The 18199-nt window shown below is 66.2% G+C and carries 18 protein-coding genes; 11 read left to right on the top strand and 7 right to left on the bottom strand.

Features of this window, described 5'->3' with window-relative positions:
- The first annotated feature begins 15 nt into the window (after nucleotides 1-15).
- Nucleotides 16-1071 carry a diaminopropionate ammonia-lyase gene (locus PSAL_RS07545; protein ID WP_119838805.1) on the top strand — a complete coding sequence of 352 codons (1056 nt, stop codon included), beginning with the start codon at nucleotides 16-18 and terminating at the stop codon, nucleotides 1069-1071.
- 17 nt (nucleotides 1072-1088) lie between these two features.
- Here PSAL_RS07545 and PSAL_RS07540 read toward each other — a convergent pair whose 3' ends face one another.
- The gene (locus tag PSAL_RS07540; protein WP_196941919.1) at nucleotides 1089-2060 is read right to left on the bottom strand and encodes a LysR family transcriptional regulator; all 972 of its coding nucleotides are present in this window, start codon (nucleotides 2058-2060) and stop codon (nucleotides 1089-1091) included.
- A gap of 143 nt (nucleotides 2061-2203) precedes the next feature.
- Here PSAL_RS07540 and PSAL_RS07535 point away from each other — a divergent pair, with 143 nt between their 5' ends.
- From PSAL_RS07535 to PSAL_RS07495, 9 genes are all read left to right on the top strand, one after another.
- Nucleotides 2204-4387, top strand: coding sequence for a xanthine dehydrogenase family protein molybdopterin-binding subunit (locus PSAL_RS07535; RefSeq protein WP_196941918.1), 2184 nt, complete (start codon nucleotides 2204-2206; stop codon nucleotides 4385-4387).
- Nucleotides 4384-5340, top strand: a complete 957-nt coding sequence (locus PSAL_RS07530; protein WP_119838807.1) for a dihydrodipicolinate synthase family protein — start codon at nucleotides 4384-4386, stop codon at nucleotides 5338-5340. Before PSAL_RS07535 ends, PSAL_RS07530 begins: the two co-directional genes overlap by 4 nt.
- 13 nt (nucleotides 5341-5353) lie before the next feature.
- Complete coding sequence (locus PSAL_RS07525; RefSeq protein WP_119838808.1) at nucleotides 5354-5902, top strand: 3-hydroxyanthranilate 3,4-dioxygenase; 549 nt, start codon at nucleotides 5354-5356, stop codon at nucleotides 5900-5902.
- 110 nt (nucleotides 5903-6012) lie between these two features.
- A complete protein-coding gene (locus PSAL_RS07520; protein WP_119838809.1) occupies nucleotides 6013-7164 on the top strand; it encodes an ABC transporter substrate-binding protein in 1152 nt (383 codons plus the stop codon).
- Nucleotides 7165-7273: 109 nt separating this feature from the next.
- Complete coding sequence (locus PSAL_RS07515; RefSeq protein ID WP_119838810.1) at nucleotides 7274-8188, top strand: branched-chain amino acid ABC transporter permease; 915 nt, start codon at nucleotides 7274-7276, stop codon at nucleotides 8186-8188.
- Nucleotides 8189-8191: 3 nt separating this feature from the next.
- Nucleotides 8192-9178, top strand: coding sequence for a branched-chain amino acid ABC transporter permease (locus tag PSAL_RS07510; protein ID WP_119838811.1), 987 nt, complete (start codon nucleotides 8192-8194; stop codon nucleotides 9176-9178).
- Nucleotides 9175-9933, top strand: a complete 759-nt coding sequence (locus tag PSAL_RS07505) for an ABC transporter ATP-binding protein (RefSeq protein ID WP_119838812.1) — start codon at nucleotides 9175-9177, stop codon at nucleotides 9931-9933. The genes PSAL_RS07510 and PSAL_RS07505 overlap by 4 nt, the downstream gene beginning before the upstream one ends.
- The gene (locus PSAL_RS07500) at nucleotides 9927-10628 is read left to right on the top strand and encodes an ABC transporter ATP-binding protein (protein ID WP_119838813.1); all 702 of its coding nucleotides are present in this window, start codon (nucleotides 9927-9929) and stop codon (nucleotides 10626-10628) included. Before PSAL_RS07505 ends, PSAL_RS07500 begins: the two co-directional genes overlap by 7 nt.
- 16 nt (nucleotides 10629-10644) lie before the next feature.
- Complete coding sequence (locus tag PSAL_RS07495; protein ID WP_119838852.1) at nucleotides 10645-11526, top strand: alpha/beta hydrolase; 882 nt, start codon at nucleotides 10645-10647, stop codon at nucleotides 11524-11526.
- A gap of 4 nt (nucleotides 11527-11530) precedes the next feature.
- Here the strand turns inward: PSAL_RS07495 and PSAL_RS07490 are convergent, their stop codons facing one another.
- Genes PSAL_RS07490 through dctP form a run of 5 tightly spaced genes read right to left on the bottom strand, consistent with a single transcriptional unit; the run spans nucleotide 11531 to nucleotide 15622 of the window.
- On the bottom strand, nucleotides 11531-11926 hold the full coding sequence (locus tag PSAL_RS07490; protein WP_119838814.1) for a RidA family protein: 396 nt from the start codon (nucleotides 11924-11926) through the stop codon (nucleotides 11531-11533).
- Entirely contained in the window at nucleotides 11923-12792 is an 870-nt protein-coding gene (locus tag PSAL_RS07485; protein ID WP_119838815.1) for an alpha/beta hydrolase, read from the bottom strand. The genes PSAL_RS07490 and PSAL_RS07485 overlap by 4 nt, the downstream gene beginning before the upstream one ends.
- A 19-nt stretch (nucleotides 12793-12811) precedes the next feature.
- Complete coding sequence (locus tag PSAL_RS07480) at nucleotides 12812-14101, bottom strand: TRAP transporter large permease (protein WP_119838816.1); 1290 nt, start codon at nucleotides 14099-14101, stop codon at nucleotides 12812-12814.
- Nucleotides 14098-14616 carry a TRAP transporter small permease gene (locus tag PSAL_RS07475; RefSeq protein WP_119838817.1) on the bottom strand — a complete coding sequence of 173 codons (519 nt, stop codon included), beginning with the start codon at nucleotides 14614-14616 and terminating at the stop codon, nucleotides 14098-14100. Before PSAL_RS07475 ends, PSAL_RS07480 begins: the two co-directional genes overlap by 4 nt.
- A gap of 7 nt (nucleotides 14617-14623) precedes the next feature.
- Nucleotides 14624-15622 (bottom strand): TRAP transporter substrate-binding protein DctP, encoded by a 999-nt coding sequence (gene dctP / locus PSAL_RS07470; RefSeq protein WP_119838818.1) that lies wholly within the window; start codon nucleotides 15620-15622, stop codon nucleotides 14624-14626.
- A gap of 197 nt (nucleotides 15623-15819) precedes the next feature.
- On the opposite strand from dctP, the gene PSAL_RS07465 reads away from it, so the two are divergent.
- On the top strand, nucleotides 15820-16539 hold the full coding sequence (locus PSAL_RS07465) for an FCD domain-containing protein (protein ID WP_119838819.1): 720 nt from the start codon (nucleotides 15820-15822) through the stop codon (nucleotides 16537-16539).
- Between the two features lie 20 nt (nucleotides 16540-16559).
- Here the strand turns inward: PSAL_RS07465 and PSAL_RS07460 are convergent, their stop codons facing one another.
- Complete coding sequence (locus PSAL_RS07460; RefSeq protein WP_119838820.1) at nucleotides 16560-18194, bottom strand: Na/Pi cotransporter family protein; 1635 nt, start codon at nucleotides 18192-18194, stop codon at nucleotides 16560-16562.
- Between the last annotated feature and the right edge of the window lie 5 nt (nucleotides 18195-18199).

Raw genomic sequence — 18199 nt, 5'->3', positions numbered from 1 at the left:
ATGCATAGTCGCGGGATGATACATGAGAATGACCAGGCCCTGCGCGGGCCGCGCCCTGCGGGGTACCGCACCACCGCCGACCGGCCCGGCGCCCTGTTGGCCGCTTGTCCCGCATATGCTCCGACGCCGCTGTCTGCCTCAGACGGTCTGGCCGCGACCTTCGGGGTTGGCACGCTTTGGCTGAAGGATGAAACCGCGCGGATGCGGCTGGGCAGTTTCAAGGCGCTTGGCGGGGCCTTTGCCGTGGCGCAGATGATCCTGGATCGGGCCGGGGGCGACGACCCCATGGCCCCGGCGGCGCAAAGGGCCGCGTCGGGCATGACCTTCATCACCGCCAGCGCGGGAAACCACGGGCTTTCGGTCGCTGCCGGGGCGCGGGTCTTTTCGGGCCATGCCCGGATCGTCCTGTCCGCAAGCGTCCCCGAAGGCTTTGCCGACCGTATCCGCCAGACCGGGGCCGGGGTGATCCGGGTGCCGGGCTCCTACGAAGACAGCGTTGCCGAGGCCGCGCGCCTGGCCGCCGAAAACGACTGGATCCACCTCGCTGATGGCTCTTGGGAGGGCTACACCGAGGCTCCGGCCCTGGTGATGGAAGGGTACACCGTGCTGGCCGAGGAATGCCGACGGCATTTCGCTGCCCTTGGGGCCTGGCCGAGCCATGTCATCCTGCAGGCCGGTGTCGGCGGACTTGCTGCCGCAACGGCGGCCCATATCCGCGCCTTCTGGGATCACCAGCCCCGGATCGTCGTTGTGGAACCCGAGGCCGCGCCCTGCCTCATGGCCAGCCTGAAGGCCGGTCGCCCTGCCCATGCGCCGGGTCCGGTATCGAATATGGGGCGGCTCGATTGCAAGGATGCCTCGCTGCTGGCCTACGAGACGCTGAGGCGGGACGGGGATGTCTTCGTCACCATCAGCGATGCCGAGGCCGACCAGGCGGTCGCGACCCTTTCCACTGCCGGGCTGGCCAGCACGCCAAGCGGCGCGGCCGGGCTTGCCGCGCTACCCCAGCTTGGGCTGGGGGCAGGGGCCTCTTGCATGGTGATCATCTCGGAAGGGCCGGAGGAGGCCTGAGGTCTTTTCAGGCGGAGTCAGCTGACCTCGGGCACCATGTCGCGCAGCACCCGGCGCAGCATGTCGCGCACCCGGTTGGTCGCGGCGGATGGTACGCGGTCGCGGGGGGTTACGATCCGCATTTCGCGGGTGATATCGGGTCCGCTCAGCGGGCGGGCGATAATCTGACGGGTGCGCAGCGCGGCAAAGGCATAGGTCGGCAGGATCGCCAGCCCGGCGCCGCTTTCGACCAGCGACAGGGCGGTAAAGATCTGGTGCACCTCGAAATCCGGGCGCAAGGGCAGGCCGGCGCTTTCAAACCCGACGGCTGTCAGGAGGCGGATGTTGCTTTCGCGGGTCAGGGCGACGATGGGTTCATCGCGCAGCGCCGTCCAAGGCACGTCCTGGCGCTGACGCAGGGGGTGGTCGGCCGGGGCAAAGACCATCAGCCGGTCGCGCAGGACGGTCTGCTGGTCGACCCCGTCGATCCCGTCATCGAAGCTGCCGACCCCCAGATCGCAGCGCCCGTCGCGCAGGCTGGCGATGATCTGATCGGTGCCGGAATCCTCGACCCGCAGTTTCAGCTCGGGATGCCGGGCGCGCAACCGGCGCAGCAGTTCCGGCAGCACGGTCGCCGCGATCAGCGGCGGCGCGGCGATGCGCACCTGGCCGAGGCGCAGCGCACCCAGGTCGCGGATCCGCTCGACCGCCCGGTCGATACCATCAAGCCCCGGAAGCGCATTCTCCGCGAACAGCCGCCCGGCCTCGGTCAGGTCGACCCGCCGCGTGGTGCGGTCGAACAGCCGCGCATTCAGTGTCGTCTCGAGGTCGCGGATCATATGTGACACGCCGGTCTGGCTTGCGCCCAGCCGGTCGGCGGCGCGGGAAAAGTTCCCCAGCTGCACGACGGCGCGAAAACATTCGATCTGCCGCAGGCTGATCCGCTGGCCCGGTTTGCGGGTCGGATCGGGCGTGGGCGACGGGGGCATATCGTCCTGGCGATCGGGCATCTGGGTCTTTCATGAAGCTGCACTCATGAATTTATGAGAACTTAATGGGTTTTGATACGGAAAAATATCGGGCCAGATGGGGAATGATCCTTGGGGAGGCACCCTTGTTCGCGGGCCAGAAGACCAAATGGACCGGCGCTGCCATGAAGCGGCGCGAAGACCCGGCCCTGTTGAAGGGCGCGGGACACTATGTCGATGACCTATCGCCGCCCGGTTGCCTTGTGATGGACTTCTTCCGCAGCCCCGAACCTAGCGGACGCATCCTGTCGATCGACAAGGCCGATGCCCTTGCGGTCGAAGGCGTGGTTGCGGTGCTCGGCGCGGCGGATCTGCCGCTGAAGGGGAGCTCGGCGGTCAACATGCTGATCAAGGGTGCGCGACAGCGGCCCTTCGACGTGCTGGCCGGCGATGTCGTCACCGCGCTCGGTCAGCCGGTCGTGGCGGTCGTCGCGCAAAACCGGGCCGCGGCGCTGGACGGGGCCGAGGCCCTGCTGGTCGAGATCGAGCCGGGCGAGACCCTGGATTCCGCCCCCCACCCCACGGCGCACCATGCCAGTGGCGATGCCGGGGCGGCGCTGGACAGCGCGGCGGTCCGGGTGGAGGCGGCGCTGAACCATGCGCGCCTCGCCCCCATGGCGCTGGAACCCCGCGCCGCGCTGGCTGACTGGGATGGCCAGACGCTGACCCTGCACCTGTCCACCCAGACGCCGTTTCGCGCCCGCGAAGACCTGGCGCGTATCCTCGGCCTGCCGCTGGCGCAGGTGCGGGTGATCGCGCCGGATGTGGGCGGGGCCTTCGGTGGCAAGGCCTCGATCTACCCCGAGGAAGTGGCGCTGGCCTTTGCCGCGCACCAGTTGGGACGAGCGGTGAAATGGACCGCGACGCGGTCGGACGACCTGATGGCGGCCACCCATGGGCGCGGGGCCGAGACCCGCGCCGAGATCGGGCTGGACGCCGCCGGGCTGATCACCGCCTTTCGGGCCGAACTGACCTTTTCCCTTGGCAGCTGGACACCTTATTCGGCCTATGCCCCGGCGCGCAACGCGGCCCGGATCCTGCCGGGCCCCTACCGTTGCGGCCCCGTCGATATCCACCTTGCCACCCGCTTCGAAAACCGTGCCCCCATGGGCATCTACCGCGGGGCGGGGCGCCCCGAAGCGGTGATGCTGACCGAGCGGTTGATCGACAAGGCTGCCCTTGCCGCCGGGATTGACCCGCTGGACCTGCGCCGTCGCAATATCCTGCGCAGCGGCGATTTCCCCTATGCCAGCCCGACCGGCGAACTGCTGGATCAAAGCAACCCTGCCGCCCTGCTGGATCGGCTGGAGCGCGAAGCCGATTACGCCGCGCTGCGGGCCCGCCAGGCCCGCCGCCGCGCAGAAGGCGAGGTGGTCGGCATCGGCCTTGCGCTATATATCGAACCCTGCGGACAGGGCTGGGAAACCGCGCGGCTGCGTCTGTGTGCCGACGGCAGCTTTGCCGCGCAAACCGGGGCCTCGGCGCAGGGGCAGGGACGCGAGACGGCCTTTGCCCAGATCGCCGCCGACGTCCTTTGCGTCGCGCCCGAATGCGTGCAGGTGGGCGAAGGCGATACCGCCGCGCTGTCCAATGGCCTCGGCGCGCTGGCCAGCCGCAGCACGGCCATCGGCGGCAGCGCGATGCTGCGCGCCGCCCGGAGGTTCCTGGATCAGGCCTGCGCCCGGCTTGCCGATCTTCAGGGGCTGGCGCGGGACGACATCCTGCCCGGCGAAGGCGGCCTGCTGGTGGGCAATCGCCTGCTCGGCTGGCCCGAGATCGCCTGCCTGCCCGGTTTCGCGGATCTCGCGGTCGAGGAAACCTACACCGCCCCGCGCGAAGCCTGGGCCAGCGGCGCGGTCCTGGCCGAGGTTTCGGTCGATCCCGACACCGGCGTGCCGCTGGTTGAACGCATCATCTGGGTCGATGACGCGGGTCGGGTGATCAACCCGATGCTTCTGAAAGGCCAGATGATGGGCGGGCTGGCGCAGGGGCTGGGCCATGTCTTCATGGAGCGGATCGCCTATGACGACGACGGCCAGTTGCTGACCGGATCGCTGATGGATTATGCCGTGCCCCGTGCCGGCGACATGCCGCGTGACCTTCACCTGCACAGTGAACCCACCCTGTCGGGGGCCAATGACCTTGGCGCCAAGGGCGTGGGCGAGGCCGGCTGCATCGGCGTGCCGCCGGCGCTGGTCAATGCGGTGCAGGACGCGCTGTCCCCCTTTACCCGGCAGGATCTGCACCTGCCGCTGACATCCGAAAATATCTGGCGGGCAATGCACCCCGCCAAGGAGGAGAGCCGATGAACTATACCCGCGCCACCGCCAAGTCCCATTCCCGCGCCACCATGCGCGGCATCTGGGCCGCTGCCAATACGCCCTTCGCCGCCGATGGCTCCATCGACGAGGCCGGGTTCCGGGCCAACATGGAACATTGGATCGAGGACCTGAAGATCGACGGCTTCTTCGTTGCCGGCAAGCAGGGCGAGTTCTTTTCCATGTCGCTGGAAGAGCGCAAGCGGATCATGTCCCTTGCGGTCGAGATCTGCGGGGATCGCGCCCAGACGATCATGTCCTGTTCGGATCAGAATCTGGACGTGGTGTTGGATCTGGCCCGTCACGCGCAGGATTGCGGTGCCGATTACATTGTCGTCCATGCCCCGGTGCTGAACTTCCTCAAGGACCGGGAACAGACCCTGATCCGCTACTACGAGACCATCGCCAACGCCGTCGACATCGGCATCGCGCTCTGGTCCCATCCCGACAGCGGCTATTTGATGAGCCCACAGCTTTGCGCGCGTCTGGCCGAGATCGAGACCGTCGTGGCCATCAAGTATTCCGTCCCGCGCGAGATGTACGCGGAACTGACCCGGCTTGCGGGCGACAGGATCATCGTCTCGACCGCGTCGGAGGACGAGTGGCTCGACAATGTGCTGGAGCTTGGCTGGCAGCTCTACCTCTGTTCCTCGCCGCCCTACCTGCTGCAGACGGCCGGGGATCTGCGGATGAAGGAATACACCGAACTGGCATTCGCCGGAAAGGCCGAGGAAGCCCGCGCGGTCAGCGCCAGCCTCGACCCGGTGCGCGCCGCGATCAAGGCGTCGAAACCGGACGAAAAGCCCTTTGCGCATCAGAAATACTGGCAGGAACTGCTGGGGCAGGTCGGCGGCCCGGTGCGCGCGCCGATGCTGGAACTGACCGAAGACGAAAAGACGGCGATCCGCGCGGCCTTCGATGGCTGCGGACTGACGCCGTCCTGAACAGGAGAGACCCATGGGAAAACTGAGCGCCTTCAACTTTCAGAAATGGATCGACGAGCACAAGCACCTGCTGAAGCCGCCGGTCGGCAACAAGATGGTCTTTCAGGACTCCGACATGATGGTCACGGTGGTCGGCGGCCCCAACGGGCGCACCGATTACCATGACGATCCGGTCGAGGAATTCTTCTATCAGCTGAAGGGCGACATGCTGCTGAAGATCCACGACACCGACAGCGGCGAATTCTACGATGTGCCGATCCGCGAAGGCGATATCTTCCTGCTGCCGCCGCATCTGCGCCATTCGCCGCAACGCCCGCAGGAAGGCTCCATCGGGCTGGTGATCGAACCGGCCCGTCCCGAAGGCGCGCTGGATGCGATCGAATGGTATTGCTTTGACTGCAATGCCCGCGTCCACCGCGCCGAAGTCGACCTGGAATCCATCGTCGACGACCTACCGCCGATATACCAGGCCTTCTACAGCGACGAAGCCGCGCGGACCTGCCACGAATGCGGCGCCCTGCATCCGGGCAAGCAGGCACCCGAAGGCTGGGTGAATCTCTAGGCCCTGCGGGGTTCGTTTGCCGGAAAAGACCCGGTGCCGCCCCTTTGGGGCGTTGCCGCAACAAAGAAGACTGATACACCAACAGAAAACATCAAAGACAGGGAGTTAACATGAAACTGCATTCCATTCCCCTTGCCCTCGCGATGGGCGCCCTGGCCGGGGCTGCCATGGCCGCCGATCCGGTCAAGGTCGGGGTCATCACCACGCTTTCCGGGCCCGCGGGCTATCTTGGGGCCGATGTGCGCGATGGCATGGCCCTTGCGATCGAGATGTCCGGCGCGCCCGTGGAACTGGTGGTCACCGACGATGGCCGCGACCCCGCCCATGCCCGCCAGATCGCCGAAGATTACGTCTACGGCGACGACATCAAGATCGTCACCGGCATCATCTTTTCCAACATCGCCGGCGCCACGGTGCCCGATGTGGTCGACGAGGGCGCGATCTACATCAGCCCCAATGCCGCGCCGTCCACCATGGCGGGCGAGGGCTGTCACGAGAACTACTTCGTGACCTCCTGGCAGAACGACTCCCTGCACGAGGCCTCGGGCCTTGCGGCGAACGAACTTGGCTATGAAACCGCCTATCTGCTGGCGCCGAACTACCAGGCGGGCAAGGATGCGCTGACCGGGTTCAAGCGCACCTTCGAGGGCGAGATCGTCGGCGAAGGCTATACCCAGCTTGACCAGACCGATTATTCCACCGAAATGGCGCAGATCCGCGCCGCCGCGCCGGACGTGGTCTTCCAGTTCCATCCCGGCGGCCTCGGCATCGCCTTTGCCAAGCAGTACCAGCAGGCCGGCCTGCTGGAGACGACGCCGATGGTGATGTCCGAACCCAATGCGGACGGCGTGATCCTGAAGGCGCTCGGCGAGGCGGTCGTGGGGCTATATGCCACCGGTCACTGGTCGCCTGACCTCGACAACGAAGCCAACACCGCCTTCGTCGCGGCCTGGGAAGAGAAGTACGGCGACCGGCCGATCACCTATTACGGCACCCAGGGCTACGACACCGGGCTGTTGATCGCCTCGGCACTGGAAAAGACCGGCGGGGTCGATGACATCGACGCCTTCCGCGAGGCCCTGCGCGAAGCCGATTTCGACAGCGTGCGTGGCGACTTCTCCTTCGGACAGAACCAGCACCCGGTGCAGGATTGGTACCTGGTGAAGGTCGAGATGGGCGAGAACGGCGTGCCGACGACGGTCATGCAGTCCAAGCTGGTCGAGGGATATGGCGACGTCTACGCGGATCAGTGCGAGATGTAAGGCGCCGGGGCGGCCAGCGTGCCGCCCCATTCCGACATGACCCGGCCCGACGACAGGGTGCCCCGATGGGGGCATGTCGCCGTTCGGGCCGGTTTGACGTGAGACCTCAATGACCCTGATTTTCGAACAATTGCTGAACGGCCTGCTTTATGGCGTGATGCTGTTCCTGCTGGCGGCGGGACTGACCCTGATCTTCGGGATCATGGGGGTGATCAACCTGGCCCATGGCGCGCTTTACATGATCGGGGCCTTCGTCGGGACCTGGGTCGCCAATGAAAGTGGCTCTTTCTGGCTTGGTATTCCAGCCGCATTGCTGGCAGCGATGGTGACCGGGTTCATTGTCGAACTGGGGGTCATGCGAAGGCTTTACGCCCGCGACCACCTGGACCAGGTGCTGGCGACCTTCGCGCTGATCATGATCTTCAATCAGCTGACGACGCTGATCTTCGGCCGTCAGCCGATCTTTTCCCAGCTGCCCGATGCCCTCGCCACCCCGATCGAGATCCTGCCGGGGCTGCCCTATCCGCCCTACCGGCTGCTGATCATCCTGGCCGGGTTGCTGGTGGCCTTCGGGCTTTACCTGCTGATCAACAAGACCCGCGTGGGGATGCTGGTGCGCGCCGGCTCCACCAACCGCGAGATGGTGCGCGCGCTCGGCGTCGATATCCGGCTGCTCTACACGGCTGTCTTCGGGCTGGGGGCGCTGCTGGCCGGTCTGGCCGGGGTGATGACCGGGCCGCTGCTGGCGGTGCAGGTCGGCATGGGTGAACAGATCCTGCTGGCGACCTTCGTCGTGGTGGTGATCGGTGGCGTCGGATCGATCAAGGGGGCCTTCGTGGCGGGGATCGTGCTGGGGGTGGTCGATACCTGCCTGCGCGCCTTCCTGCCCGGCATCCTCGCCAGCTTCATGCCGGGGCCAGAGGCGCACAGCCTCGGCATCGGCATCGCTTCGATGGGGATCTACCTGTTGATGGCCATCGTGCTGCTGTTCCGGCCCAAGGGCCTGTTTCCGGTGGAGGGCTGAGCCATGAGCACACGCAAACCCGCAATCCTGATCGGTATCGCCCTTGCCATCCTTCTGCTGGCGGTGATCCCGCCGATCGCCGAGGCGCTAGGCGAACGTGCCTTCCCCAGCCTGATCGCGCGGATCATGATCTATGCCATCGCGGTGGCCAGCCTGAACCTGATCCTCGGCTATGGTGGCATGATCTCCTTCGGGCATGCGGCCTTCTTCGGGATCGGCAACTACGTGGTCGGCATCCTTTACGTGCACCACGCCGAAGAGGCCCCGCTTTGGGGGCTGATACCGGGCAGTGACCAGCTGCTGGTGACACTGCCGGCCGCAGTGCTGGTGGCGGGGTTCGCGGCGCTGATCGTCGGCGCGCTGGCCCTGCGCACCGGGGGGGTCCAGTTCATCATGATCACCCTGGCTTTTGCGCAGATGATCTTTTTCTTCTTCGTCTCGCTGCAGCAATACGGCGGCGAAGACGGGCTGATCATCCGCAAGTCGAACCAGCTTTTCGGCCTGAACCTGCGCGACAAGACGGTGATGTACTACGTGATCCTCGTGGTCATGGTGGCCTTCTTCGCCGGGCTCTGGCGGGTGGTGAATTCCTCCTTCGGGACCATGCTGGCCGGCATCCGCCAGAATGAACGCCGCATGAACGCCCTCGGCATCTCGACCTATCGCTACAAGCTTTACGGTTTCGTGCTTGCCGGCATGGGGGCGGGGCTTGCGGGGGGGCTGATGGCGGTCTTCCTGCGCTTTGCCTCGCCCGACACCCTGCACTGGACCGAAAGCGGAGAGCTGATGATCATGGTCATCCTCGGCGGGGTCGGCACCTTCTTCGGTCCGATCCTTGGCGCGGCGGCCTTCCTGTTCCTGCAGACCTACCTGTCGGCCTGGACCGAGCATTGGCACCTGGTCTTCGGGCTGATCCTGCTGGTCGTGGTGCTGGGCACGCGCGGCGGGCTGATGGGGTTGATCGCCCGTATCCGGGGAGAGCAGCCATGAGCAGCACGATCCTTTACATCGACGGGCTGGTGAAACGGTTTTCCGGCCTGCTGGCGACCGACCACGTAACGCTCGACCTGCGCGAAGGGCTGATCCATGCGCTGATCGGACCCAACGGGGCGGGCAAGTCGACTCTGATCAACCAGCTTTGCGGCGAGTTGTCCCCGGACGCGGGCAAGATCACGCTGGAGGGACGCGACATCACCAATGTGGCGGCCGCCGACCGGGTAGCGCTTGGCCTTGGGCGGACGTTCCAGGTGACCTCGCTTCTGGATGATTTCACCGTGCGCCAGAATGTCGGCCTTGCGGTCCAGGCGCATATGGGGGGGAATTTCCGCATCTGGGACCGGATTTCGGGGCGCACCCGCGTCTGGGACCGGGCCGATGCGCTGCTGCAGGGATCGCGCCTTGCCACGCGGCGCGATGATCCGGTGGCGGACCTGTCCCACGGTGAACGCAAGCAGCTTGAGCTGTTGCTGGCGCTGGCGGGTGATCCCAAGGTGTTGCTGCTCGATGAACCGATGGCGGGGCTGGGACCCGTTGAAAGCCGCGAAATGGTGGACTTCCTGCTTGGCCTGCGCGGCAAGGTCACGATCCTGCTGGTGGAACACGACATGGAGGCGGTCTTTGCCCTGGCCGACCGGATCTCGGTCCTGGTCTACGGCAAGGTGATCCTGACCGGAACCGCCGATCAGATCCGCGAGAGCGCCGAGGTGCGCGAAGCCTACCTGGGCGGAGAGGACGAATTGTGCTGAACGTCGAAAACCTTCAGGCCGCCTATGGGCAGAGCCAGGTGCTGTTCGATATTTCCCTGCGGGTCGGGGATGGCGAACTGGTCTCGCTGATGGGGCGCAACGGGATGGGCAAGACCACGACGATACGCACCATCATGGGGTTGCTCGGCGCCAAGGGCGGTCAGGTGTCGATCAACGACAGGCCGGTCACCGGCCTTGCGCCCGAACGGATCGCGCGGCTCGGCGTCGGGCTGGTGCCCGAGGGGCGGCAGGTCTTTCCCACGCTGACGGTCCGCGAAAACCTTGTCGCGACGGCCGCCAATCGCCTGAAGCGCGCCGATCCCTGGACGCTGGAGCGGATCTATACGCTGTTCCCCCGGATGCGCGAACGCGCCGGGCAGGCGGCGGGGACCCTGTCGGGGGGCGAACAGCAGATGCTGGCCATCGGGCGGGCACTGATGACCAACCCGCGCCTGCTGATCCTGGACGAGGCGACCGAAGGGCTGGCCCCGGTGATCCGTCAGGAAATCTGGCAGGTGGTGGCAAAGCTGCGCGCGGAAGGCCAGTCGATCCTGCTGATCGACAAGAACCTCGCGGTCCTGAAACGCCTTGCCGACCGGCATTACATCATCGAAAAGGGCCGCACTGTCTGGTCCGGCGACGGTGCCGCGCTGGACCGCGATCAGGCCGAAGTGCGTGGCTATGTCGGGATCTGAGGCGACCTTGCCCGGGATGACCGGCATTGATCTGGCGTCCGAAGGGGGCTGGCCGGCAGATCGGCTCGACGCGGATTACCAGCCGCGCGGCACGATCAGCGAGGCCCGCTTTGCTGCCGAGATGGCCTCCTATCGCAGCACGTCAGAGGCCATGCGCGCGCCCTTCGGACGGCATTTCGACCTGGTTTACGACCGGCAAAGCGGCCAGACGCTGGACCTGTTCGGCCCCGAAGTCCTGCGCGATTGCCCGGTCTTCGTCTTCATCCACGGGGGCTATTGGCGGGCCCTGTCGAAGCGCGATTCCGCGATGATGGCAGGGATGCTGGCCGGGCAGGGGATCGCCACGGCGGTGCTGGATTACCAGCTTGCGCCGGGGGCCTCCCTGACGGAAATCACCCGCCAGGTCCGCGCCGCCGTCGGGTTCTTGTGGCGCGAAGGGCGCGGGCTGGGCCTTGATCCGCAGCGTATCCACGTCGGCGGCAGTTCGGCCGGGGGGCACCTTGCAGGGGCGGTTCTGGCGGGCGGCTGGCAGGCCGAAGCGGGTCTGCCCGAGGGCGTTATCGCCTCGGCCCTGCCGATCAGCGGGCTGTTCGACCTGACCCCGATTGCCGCCAGCGCCCCGCAGGCCTGGCTGTCGCTGAGCGCAGACGACGTCGCCGCGCTAAGCCCGATCCGCAACCTGCCGCGCCGGGGGGCGCCAATCACCCTCGCCTGGGCGGAAACCGATCCTGCCGGGTTCAAGCGTCAGTCGGTGGCCTATGCCGCCGCCTGGGCCCAGGCCGGTTTCCCGGCCCGCTGTCTCGAGGTGCCGGGGCGCAACCATTTCGACATCCTGGCAGAGCTGGGTGATGCAAGCACTGTACTGTCCCGGGCGCTGATCGCACAGATCGGGGCTTAGACCCTTACGCCTCGGGGCTGACAGGCACGCGGCCGATGGCCGTGACCTCGATCAGCATGCCCGGCCCGACCAGACCGGCAACGATCAGCGTGGCACGATTGGGATAGGGGGCCTGGAAATACTGCGCATAGACCTTGTCCACGATGGCCATGTCGGCCCCGTCGACGAGGAAGATCTGCAATTGCAGGTAATCCGCCATGCTGCCGCCCGCGACCTCCATCGTGCGCGCCAGATGCTGAAAGGTCAGATGCGCCTGGGCTTCGACCGGTTCCTGCAGGATGCCGCCTTCGGGGGTGACGGCGGCATGGGTGGTATAGATCATCTCGCCGCTGCGGATCGCCCAGCTGAAGGGCTGGCCCGGTGTCGGCAGCCCGATGTCGAGCGCTTCTTTGTGGGTCATAAGGTGGCCTTTCGGATGTCATCAAGGATGTCGTACCAGGGATGGCTGGGGTCGCGCAGCGCCAGGTGGGTGCCGAAATGGTCGGCCTCCATCGTCAGGCTGCGGCCGGGCAGGGGGCTGGCGTCCAGACGGTCGCGTGCCGCCAGGTTGGCACGGCAGACCCGGTCGGTATCCTGCGCGCCCCAGCTGAGGAACATCGCCGTCTTGCGCCCTTCGACCCAGCTGAGCGGACTTGCGGCGCGGTCGTCGCGCGGGTCGGACAGGATCTTGTCATAGACCATGGCTTCGAGGCTGCCGGGCGCGGGGTCGGGATGGTGCAGGTCAAGGATGCCGCTGATCGGGCAGCAACCCCGCAGCGCGCCCTCGGGGATGCCATGGGCCGCCCACAGATCGTGGCGCAGCCCGGTCAGCGCGGCAAGCTGACCGCCCGCCGAATGGCCCGCCACGAAGATGCGGTTCGGGTTGCCGCCATGCGCCGCCACCTCGGCGATGATCGCGGCGGTGGCCTCCAGCGCGTCTTCCAGCATCAGCGGATAGCGCGTCTCGGGCGCCAGGCGATAGCTGGGCGCGGCCAGCATGACACCGCGTGCGGCCAGGGCAGGGGCCATGAAACCGCACCATTCCTTGTAGCCATTGGTCCAGCCGCCGCCGTGAAAGAAGATCAGCACATCCGCGCCACCGGGTGGCGGGGCGGCAGGGGCAAACAGGTCATAGCTTTGCCAGGGGGCGGGGCCGAAGGCGATGTCGCGCTTTTCGTCCACGCCGGGCCAGCCGCCGCGCGAAGCCTCAAGCGCGGCTTCGGCATAGGCATTGGCGGCGGCAACCGGCAGGGGTGGCTGAGGCGCCAGTTTAAAGGTCTCGATCATTGATTGGGGTCCTTTCGGCCTAGAAACCGAAGAGCCGGGGCAGCCAGAGGACGGTGCCCGGAACGAAGGTGATGATTGCCAGCACGACGATCAGGATGCCGATGAAGGCCCATATCTCCCCCATCACCTCGCGCAGCGGGACCTCGCCCAGCTTGCTGAGCGTGAACAGCAGCATCCCGAAGGGCGGGGTGACGAGGCCGATCATGATGTTGACCGTCATCAGCACGCCGAAGTGCACCGGGTCGATGCCCAGCTGGCGCACCGTGGGCAGCAGCATCGGCACGAAGACAAGGATCAGCGTGCCGGTATCGATCACGCAGCCAAGCGCCAGGAAGATGATGTTGACCGACAGCAGGAAGCCGATATGGCCAAGGCCCGCGGCCTCGATAAAGGCGGCAAGGTCGCGGTCCAGCCGTTCGGCCGTGATGGCGTAATTCATGATATAGGCCCCGGCGATCAGCAGCATGACCGAGGACGAGGTGCGCATGGAATCGGTGATCGCGGCCCAGAACCCGGCCCAGGTGATCGCACGGTAGACGACCACGCCGAGGATCAGCGCGTAAAGGGCAGCGACGGCGGCGGCTTCGGTCGGGGTGAAGACCCCGGTCCAGATCCCGCCAAGCAGTACCACGGGGATCGACATCGGGATCACCGCGCGGCCCATGATGGGGCCCAGCTCCTTGCAGGACAGGCGTTCGCCGCGTGGCAGGTTGCGTGGCCCGGCCATCAGGGCCAGCCCGGTCATCAGCGCCACGCCCAGCATCAGGCCGGGCACGATGCCGCCAAGGAACAACGCACCAACCGAGGTGCCGGAGTTCAGCGCGTAAAGGATCATCGGCACCGAAGGCGGGATGATCGGTGCGATGACGGCCGCAGCGGCCGTCAGCGCGGTGGCAAAACCGGCGCGGAACCCGCCGATGTCGCGCATCATCTTCAGCGCGATCAGGTTCGGCCCCGCCGCATCGGCCAGAGCCGAGCCGCTCATCGAGGAAAACAGCATGGAGGTCAGCACCGTGACATGGCCAAGCCCACCGGGCAGCCAGCCCACGGCGGCATCGGCGGCCTTCCACAGGCGATCGGCGATCGACCCGGCGGTCATGATGTTGGCGGCCAGGATGAACATCGGCACCGCCAGCAGGACGTAGCTGCCGTAAAGCGAATTCATCACCTGGTCGGTGACGATGCCAAGGTCCTGCCCGGTCACCGCAAGATAGGCGAAACCGGATGTCAGCATGGCCACGGCAATCGGCACGCGGGCCAGCGCCAGCGCCGCAAAGGCCACGATCAGGGTGGTCAGTCCGAGGCTCATGACGGGCGTCCTTGCTGGCGGAAGATGACCGCCTGGCGCAGCGCCTCGATCAGCAGCTTGGCGCCAAGGCCGCCCTGCAGGATGGCGAAACAGGCGTAAAGCCGGCTGAGGGGGATACGCATCACGGTGGTTTTCTCGCGCCAGAGGAAGGCAATGAAGTCGATGGTGAAGGGCAGGGTGGCCAGCAGGATCGCCCCGGCGATCAGCGCGCCCACCCCGGTCAGCAGCGCCGCGCCACGCGGCGGCAGCAGGCTGGCCAACAGGTCGAAGGCCACGTGCTCTTCCAGCCTGACCGCAAGCGAGGCGCCCACCGTGATGACCCAGAGGTAGATCACGATCGACAGTTCTTCGCTGGTGGTCGAGGGGTCGCGCAGCAGGTAGCGGCAGATGACGGTCCAGATGAAACAGCCGGACACGGCGAGGAAGCCGAGCGAGGTCAGGATTTCCGCCCCCCGCTGCACCCCTGCGCCGGCCCTGTCGAGACGGCGCAGGATGGTGATGCTTGTGTCGGTCATACCCGGATCACTTGCCCATTGCCTGTTGCATCAGGTCCTGATCCCAGGCGGCTGCCAGGTCCGAGGCCCCGTAGACCGCATCGGCCTTTTCGCGGAAGGCGGTCAGGTCGATGGCATCGACGCGCAGGCCTTCTTCGGTCAGCAGATCGGCAACCTTGGCTTCGTCGGCCAGACGGGCGGTGTTGTTTTCCTCGGCCGCGGCGATGGCGGCGGTCTTGACGACCTCCTGCTGTTCGGCGCTCATCTCGTCCCAGGCGGGCTTGGCGATGGCATAGAAGACCGGCTGCACCAGGTGCGAGGTCAGGATCACCTGTTTCGTCACCTCGTCGAATTTCGCCGCCTTCAGGATCGACAGCGGGTTTTCCTGTCCGTCGACCGATCCGGTCTGCAGCGCGACATAGGTTTCCGACATGGCCATCGGGGTGGGAGAGACGCCAAGGCTTTCGCCAAGCAGCAGCCATTCGGGCGAGGCGGGCATACGCATCTGCACACCGGCAAGGTCATCGGGGCCCGAGACCTCGTGCAGGTCGCGCAGGTTCAGCTGACGCGAGCCGAGGTAGGCGACGGACAGGATCTCGATATCCATGATCTCGGCGGTGGCGGCCTTCAGCGCCTCGCCCACGGGGCCGTCCATGGCCGCCTTCATCTGGTCGTAATCCTCGAACAGGAAGGCCCGGTTGAGGAAGCCGAACTCCGGCACCTGGCCCGAGATCTCGAAGGTGTTCATGGTGCTCATTTCAAGGTTGCCGCGCTGCAGGGCGGGAACCTCGGCACCCTGGCGTACCAGGGAGGAGCCGGGATAGACCTCGACCGTCACCCCGACGTCGGCTTCGGCCACCTTGTCGGCAAAGCTTTCCATGGAAACGGCCAGGAAATCCACTGCCGGGCCGGCAGTGGAAAAGCGCAGGGTGACGTCTTCGGCATAGGCGGTGCCGGCAAGCAGGGCAGCCGTGCCGATGGCAGCCAGGCGGCGCGTCAGGGCAAGGGGGAACTTGGAACGTGTCATTCGCGGGACTCCGTGTTGCAGGGCGTGGCTTCACGCCGTTCTGGGGCATGCGACCTCATTCCTGCGGGTCGCCTCCGGTCAGGCTAGAGCGTGCTTTTGCGACAGGTCAATGACATTTTCCAAAATCTCGACGTTTTGGAAAATGGATCCCGGCCGGAACGTTGACTTCCTGTGCAGGCTCGGGCCTATGTCAAATAATGAACACCTCGCCCCCCGCCACGCCCCGAAACGGGGACCGTCCCGCCGCCCGGACAATCGCCGAAACGACCTATGGCGCGTTGAAGGAAGACGTGCTGACCGGGGTCATGTTGCCGGGGCAATCCCTGCTGACGCGCGAGTTGACCGAACGCTACGGTTGCGGCATCAGCCCCCTGCGCGAGGCGCTGGCGCGGCTGGTCGCCGAAGGTCTGCTGGAGGCGGTGCGCCATCGCGGCGTCCGCGTGCCGTTGCCGACGGTCGAGGACCTGAACGACATCTACCGCATTCGCATCGCGCTGGAGCGCGAGGCCCTGATGCTGGCGATGGCCCATGGCGACGACCACTGGGAAGGGCAGATCCTGTCTGCAGCCCACCGTCTGGCCCACGCGCCGCTGCCGGACTCGCCTGCCAGCGGCCCGGCATTGCGCGATTGGGAAGCCCGCCACCGGGCCTTTCATTCCAGCCTGATCGCGGCGGCCCCGGCGCCCCGGCTGCTGCGCCTGATCGGACAGATGGTGGATCAGACCGAACGCTATCGGGCCCTGCGCCTGACCCAGTTCACCGCCGATAATATCGCCGGATTCGTCGCCGAACACGATGCGCTGCGCGATGCGGTGATCGCCCGCGACCCTGCCGCCCCCGAGATGCTTGCAGAGCATTTCGAAAGCAGCCGCCGCTTTGTCGAAGCCTATCTGCGCGACCGTCCCTCAGGGAAATAGGGTGGCCCGCGCAGGCGGCCCTATTCCGCTGCGGTGGCCGAGATATCGCGCGCGATCTGATGCCGGGCCGATCCGCTCAGCGACTTGCCGACCTGGCGGACCAGCCAGACGATGCGTTCAAACAGCATGGTGGCATGGAAGATCGCCGATTCCTCCTCCAGCCCGGCACGGGAGCCGTCCTGGAAGGCGATGCGGATCCGCTCCATCATGTCGCCCCGGTCGGCGGTCAGGGTCATCAGCGTCTCGGTCTCGAAGGCATCGCTGTGTTCCCAGGCGTCCTGGGTGGTCAGCAGGATCACACTGATGGATTCCGTCAGCCGGTCGATCAGGTCTGCCGCCCGCCCGCTGAAGCTGTTGCGGCGCAGGATCGCGACGAATTCGGCAATGCTGTCTTCCAGTGCATCCAGATGTTCCTGCCGCCGTTCCAGCCCCAGGATCTCGTTCGCGGTTTCGCGGTCAAGCTCGCGGTTGATCAACTCTGCGATGAAGGCGTCGATTTCCGGGCGCAGCATCTGCATGCCCTCGTGCAGGGCCTCGGGGTCGTCGTATTCCCCGGTGGTGCGATCGTCGCGCACGCAATCCAGAAGCTGGATCATCAGGTTGAACAGGCGCAATTGTTCCCGCTCGGCCAGTTCGGTGGCGGTTTCGGGGACCTCCAGCGCCTCGTCATGGATATAGGCGGTGCGGGACACGTCCTCGGTCTGGGTCGGCGGCTCTATACGGTTCAGCAGCGGTTCGATCCAGGGCAGCAGCGCCAGTCCAGCCAGCCAGCAGGTCGTCATGGTGGCGAGGAACAGCAGGGCCACTCGTTGCGATGGCGTGTTGGCGATCAGATCAAGGTACCCCAGCAGGCTGCCGTGATCGAGCGCGTTGTCGACCATCAGCAGCCCGCCGATCACCGCCCCGGCGATGAAGTTGATCATTCCCTGAAAGATGATGATCTGGCGCGGTGCCCCGCTGAGGTTGCTGGACAGGAACATCCCCGCCAGGGCGACGCCGGGGCCGCAGCCGCAGATCAGCAGCATGGCCTGAAGCTCGGTAAAGATGCCGCCGGTCTGCAGGGTAATGGCGATGACCCCGATGGCAGAGGACGACTGGATGAACATCCGGCAGGCCGCGCCCAGGATCAGGGCGGCGATGTCCCAATCCTGCAGGAAGGCAGCCAGGGCGATGAAGCCCGGCATCTGGGGCAGGGGGGCGAAGCCCTGTTTCATCATGTCGAGGCCGAAGAACAGCAGTCCGATGGAAAACAGCGCTCCGAACAGGGTGGTCAGCCGGATCGCCACCTTGAAGTTGATCGCCAGTCCGGTCAGCCCGATGATGTAGAGGATGGCGATACGCAGGTCGATGGCCGCCAGAAAGACAAGCACCGCGGTGCCGATATTCGACGCCGCGACCACCAGCAGCGCGCGGCGCACGGTGATCAGCCCGGTGGCGACCATGCCCGACAGGATGAAGGCCACGACCGAGGCGCTTTGCGAAATCGCCCCTGCGACGATGCCGAGGCCGGTGCCCAACACGGGGTTGCCGGCGGTGCGCGACAGCATCTTGCGCAGGCGGCGCCCGCTCATCCGTTGCAACTGGGCTTTCACGCCCGCGACCCCGGTGAAGAAAAGACTCAGACCGGCGAGGAAAAGGGCGGAAAGTTCGATCATGCCAG

The organism is Pseudooceanicola algae, assembly GCF_003590145.2.
GTDB lineage: Bacteria > Pseudomonadota > Alphaproteobacteria > Rhodobacterales > Rhodobacteraceae > Pseudooceanicola > Pseudooceanicola algae.
The sequence above is the reverse complement of the archived record's forward strand: the minus strand, read 5'-3'. Positions and strand labels throughout refer to the sequence as shown.

Coding starts and splice junctions, on each gene's coding strand:
- PSAL_RS07485 (WP_119838815.1), bottom strand. CDS start 12,792: ATGATCGAGACCTTTAAACTGGCGCCTCAGCCACCCCTGCCGGTTGCC.
- PSAL_RS07510 (WP_119838811.1), top strand. CDS start 8,192: ATGAGCACACGCAAACCCGCAATCCTGATCGGTATCGCCCTTGCCATC.
- PSAL_RS07495 (WP_119838852.1), top strand. CDS start 10,645: ATGACCGGCATTGATCTGGCGTCCGAAGGGGGCTGGCCGGCAGATCGG.
- PSAL_RS07475 (WP_119838817.1), bottom strand. CDS start 14,616: ATGACCGACACAAGCATCACCATCCTGCGCCGTCTCGACAGGGCCGGC.
- PSAL_RS07505 (WP_119838812.1), top strand. CDS start 9,175: ATGAGCAGCACGATCCTTTACATCGACGGGCTGGTGAAACGGTTTTCC.
- PSAL_RS07490 (WP_119838814.1), bottom strand. CDS start 11,926: ATGACCCACAAAGAAGCGCTCGACATCGGGCTGCCGACACCGGGCCAG.
- PSAL_RS07535 (WP_196941918.1), top strand. CDS start 2,204: ATGAAGCGGCGCGAAGACCCGGCCCTGTTGAAGGGCGCGGGACACTAT.
- PSAL_RS07480 (WP_119838816.1), bottom strand. CDS start 14,101: ATGAGCCTCGGACTGACCACCCTGATCGTGGCCTTTGCGGCGCTGGCG.
- PSAL_RS07520 (WP_119838809.1), top strand. CDS start 6,013: ATGAAACTGCATTCCATTCCCCTTGCCCTCGCGATGGGCGCCCTGGCC.
- PSAL_RS07515 (WP_119838810.1), top strand. CDS start 7,274: ATGACCCTGATTTTCGAACAATTGCTGAACGGCCTGCTTTATGGCGTG.
- PSAL_RS07460 (WP_119838820.1), bottom strand. CDS start 18,194: ATGATCGAACTTTCCGCCCTTTTCCTCGCCGGTCTGAGTCTTTTCTTC.
- PSAL_RS07465 (WP_119838819.1), top strand. CDS start 15,820: ATGAACACCTCGCCCCCCGCCACGCCCCGAAACGGGGACCGTCCCGCC.
- PSAL_RS07525 (WP_119838808.1), top strand. CDS start 5,354: ATGGGAAAACTGAGCGCCTTCAACTTTCAGAAATGGATCGACGAGCAC.
- PSAL_RS07530 (WP_119838807.1), top strand. CDS start 4,384: ATGAACTATACCCGCGCCACCGCCAAGTCCCATTCCCGCGCCACCATG.
- PSAL_RS07540 (WP_196941919.1), bottom strand. CDS start 2,060: ATGCCCGATCGCCAGGACGATATGCCCCCGTCGCCCACGCCCGATCCG.
- PSAL_RS07545 (WP_119838805.1), top strand. CDS start 16: ATGATACATGAGAATGACCAGGCCCTGCGCGGGCCGCGCCCTGCGGGG.
- dctP (WP_119838818.1), bottom strand. CDS start 15,622: ATGACACGTTCCAAGTTCCCCCTTGCCCTGACGCGCCGCCTGGCTGCC.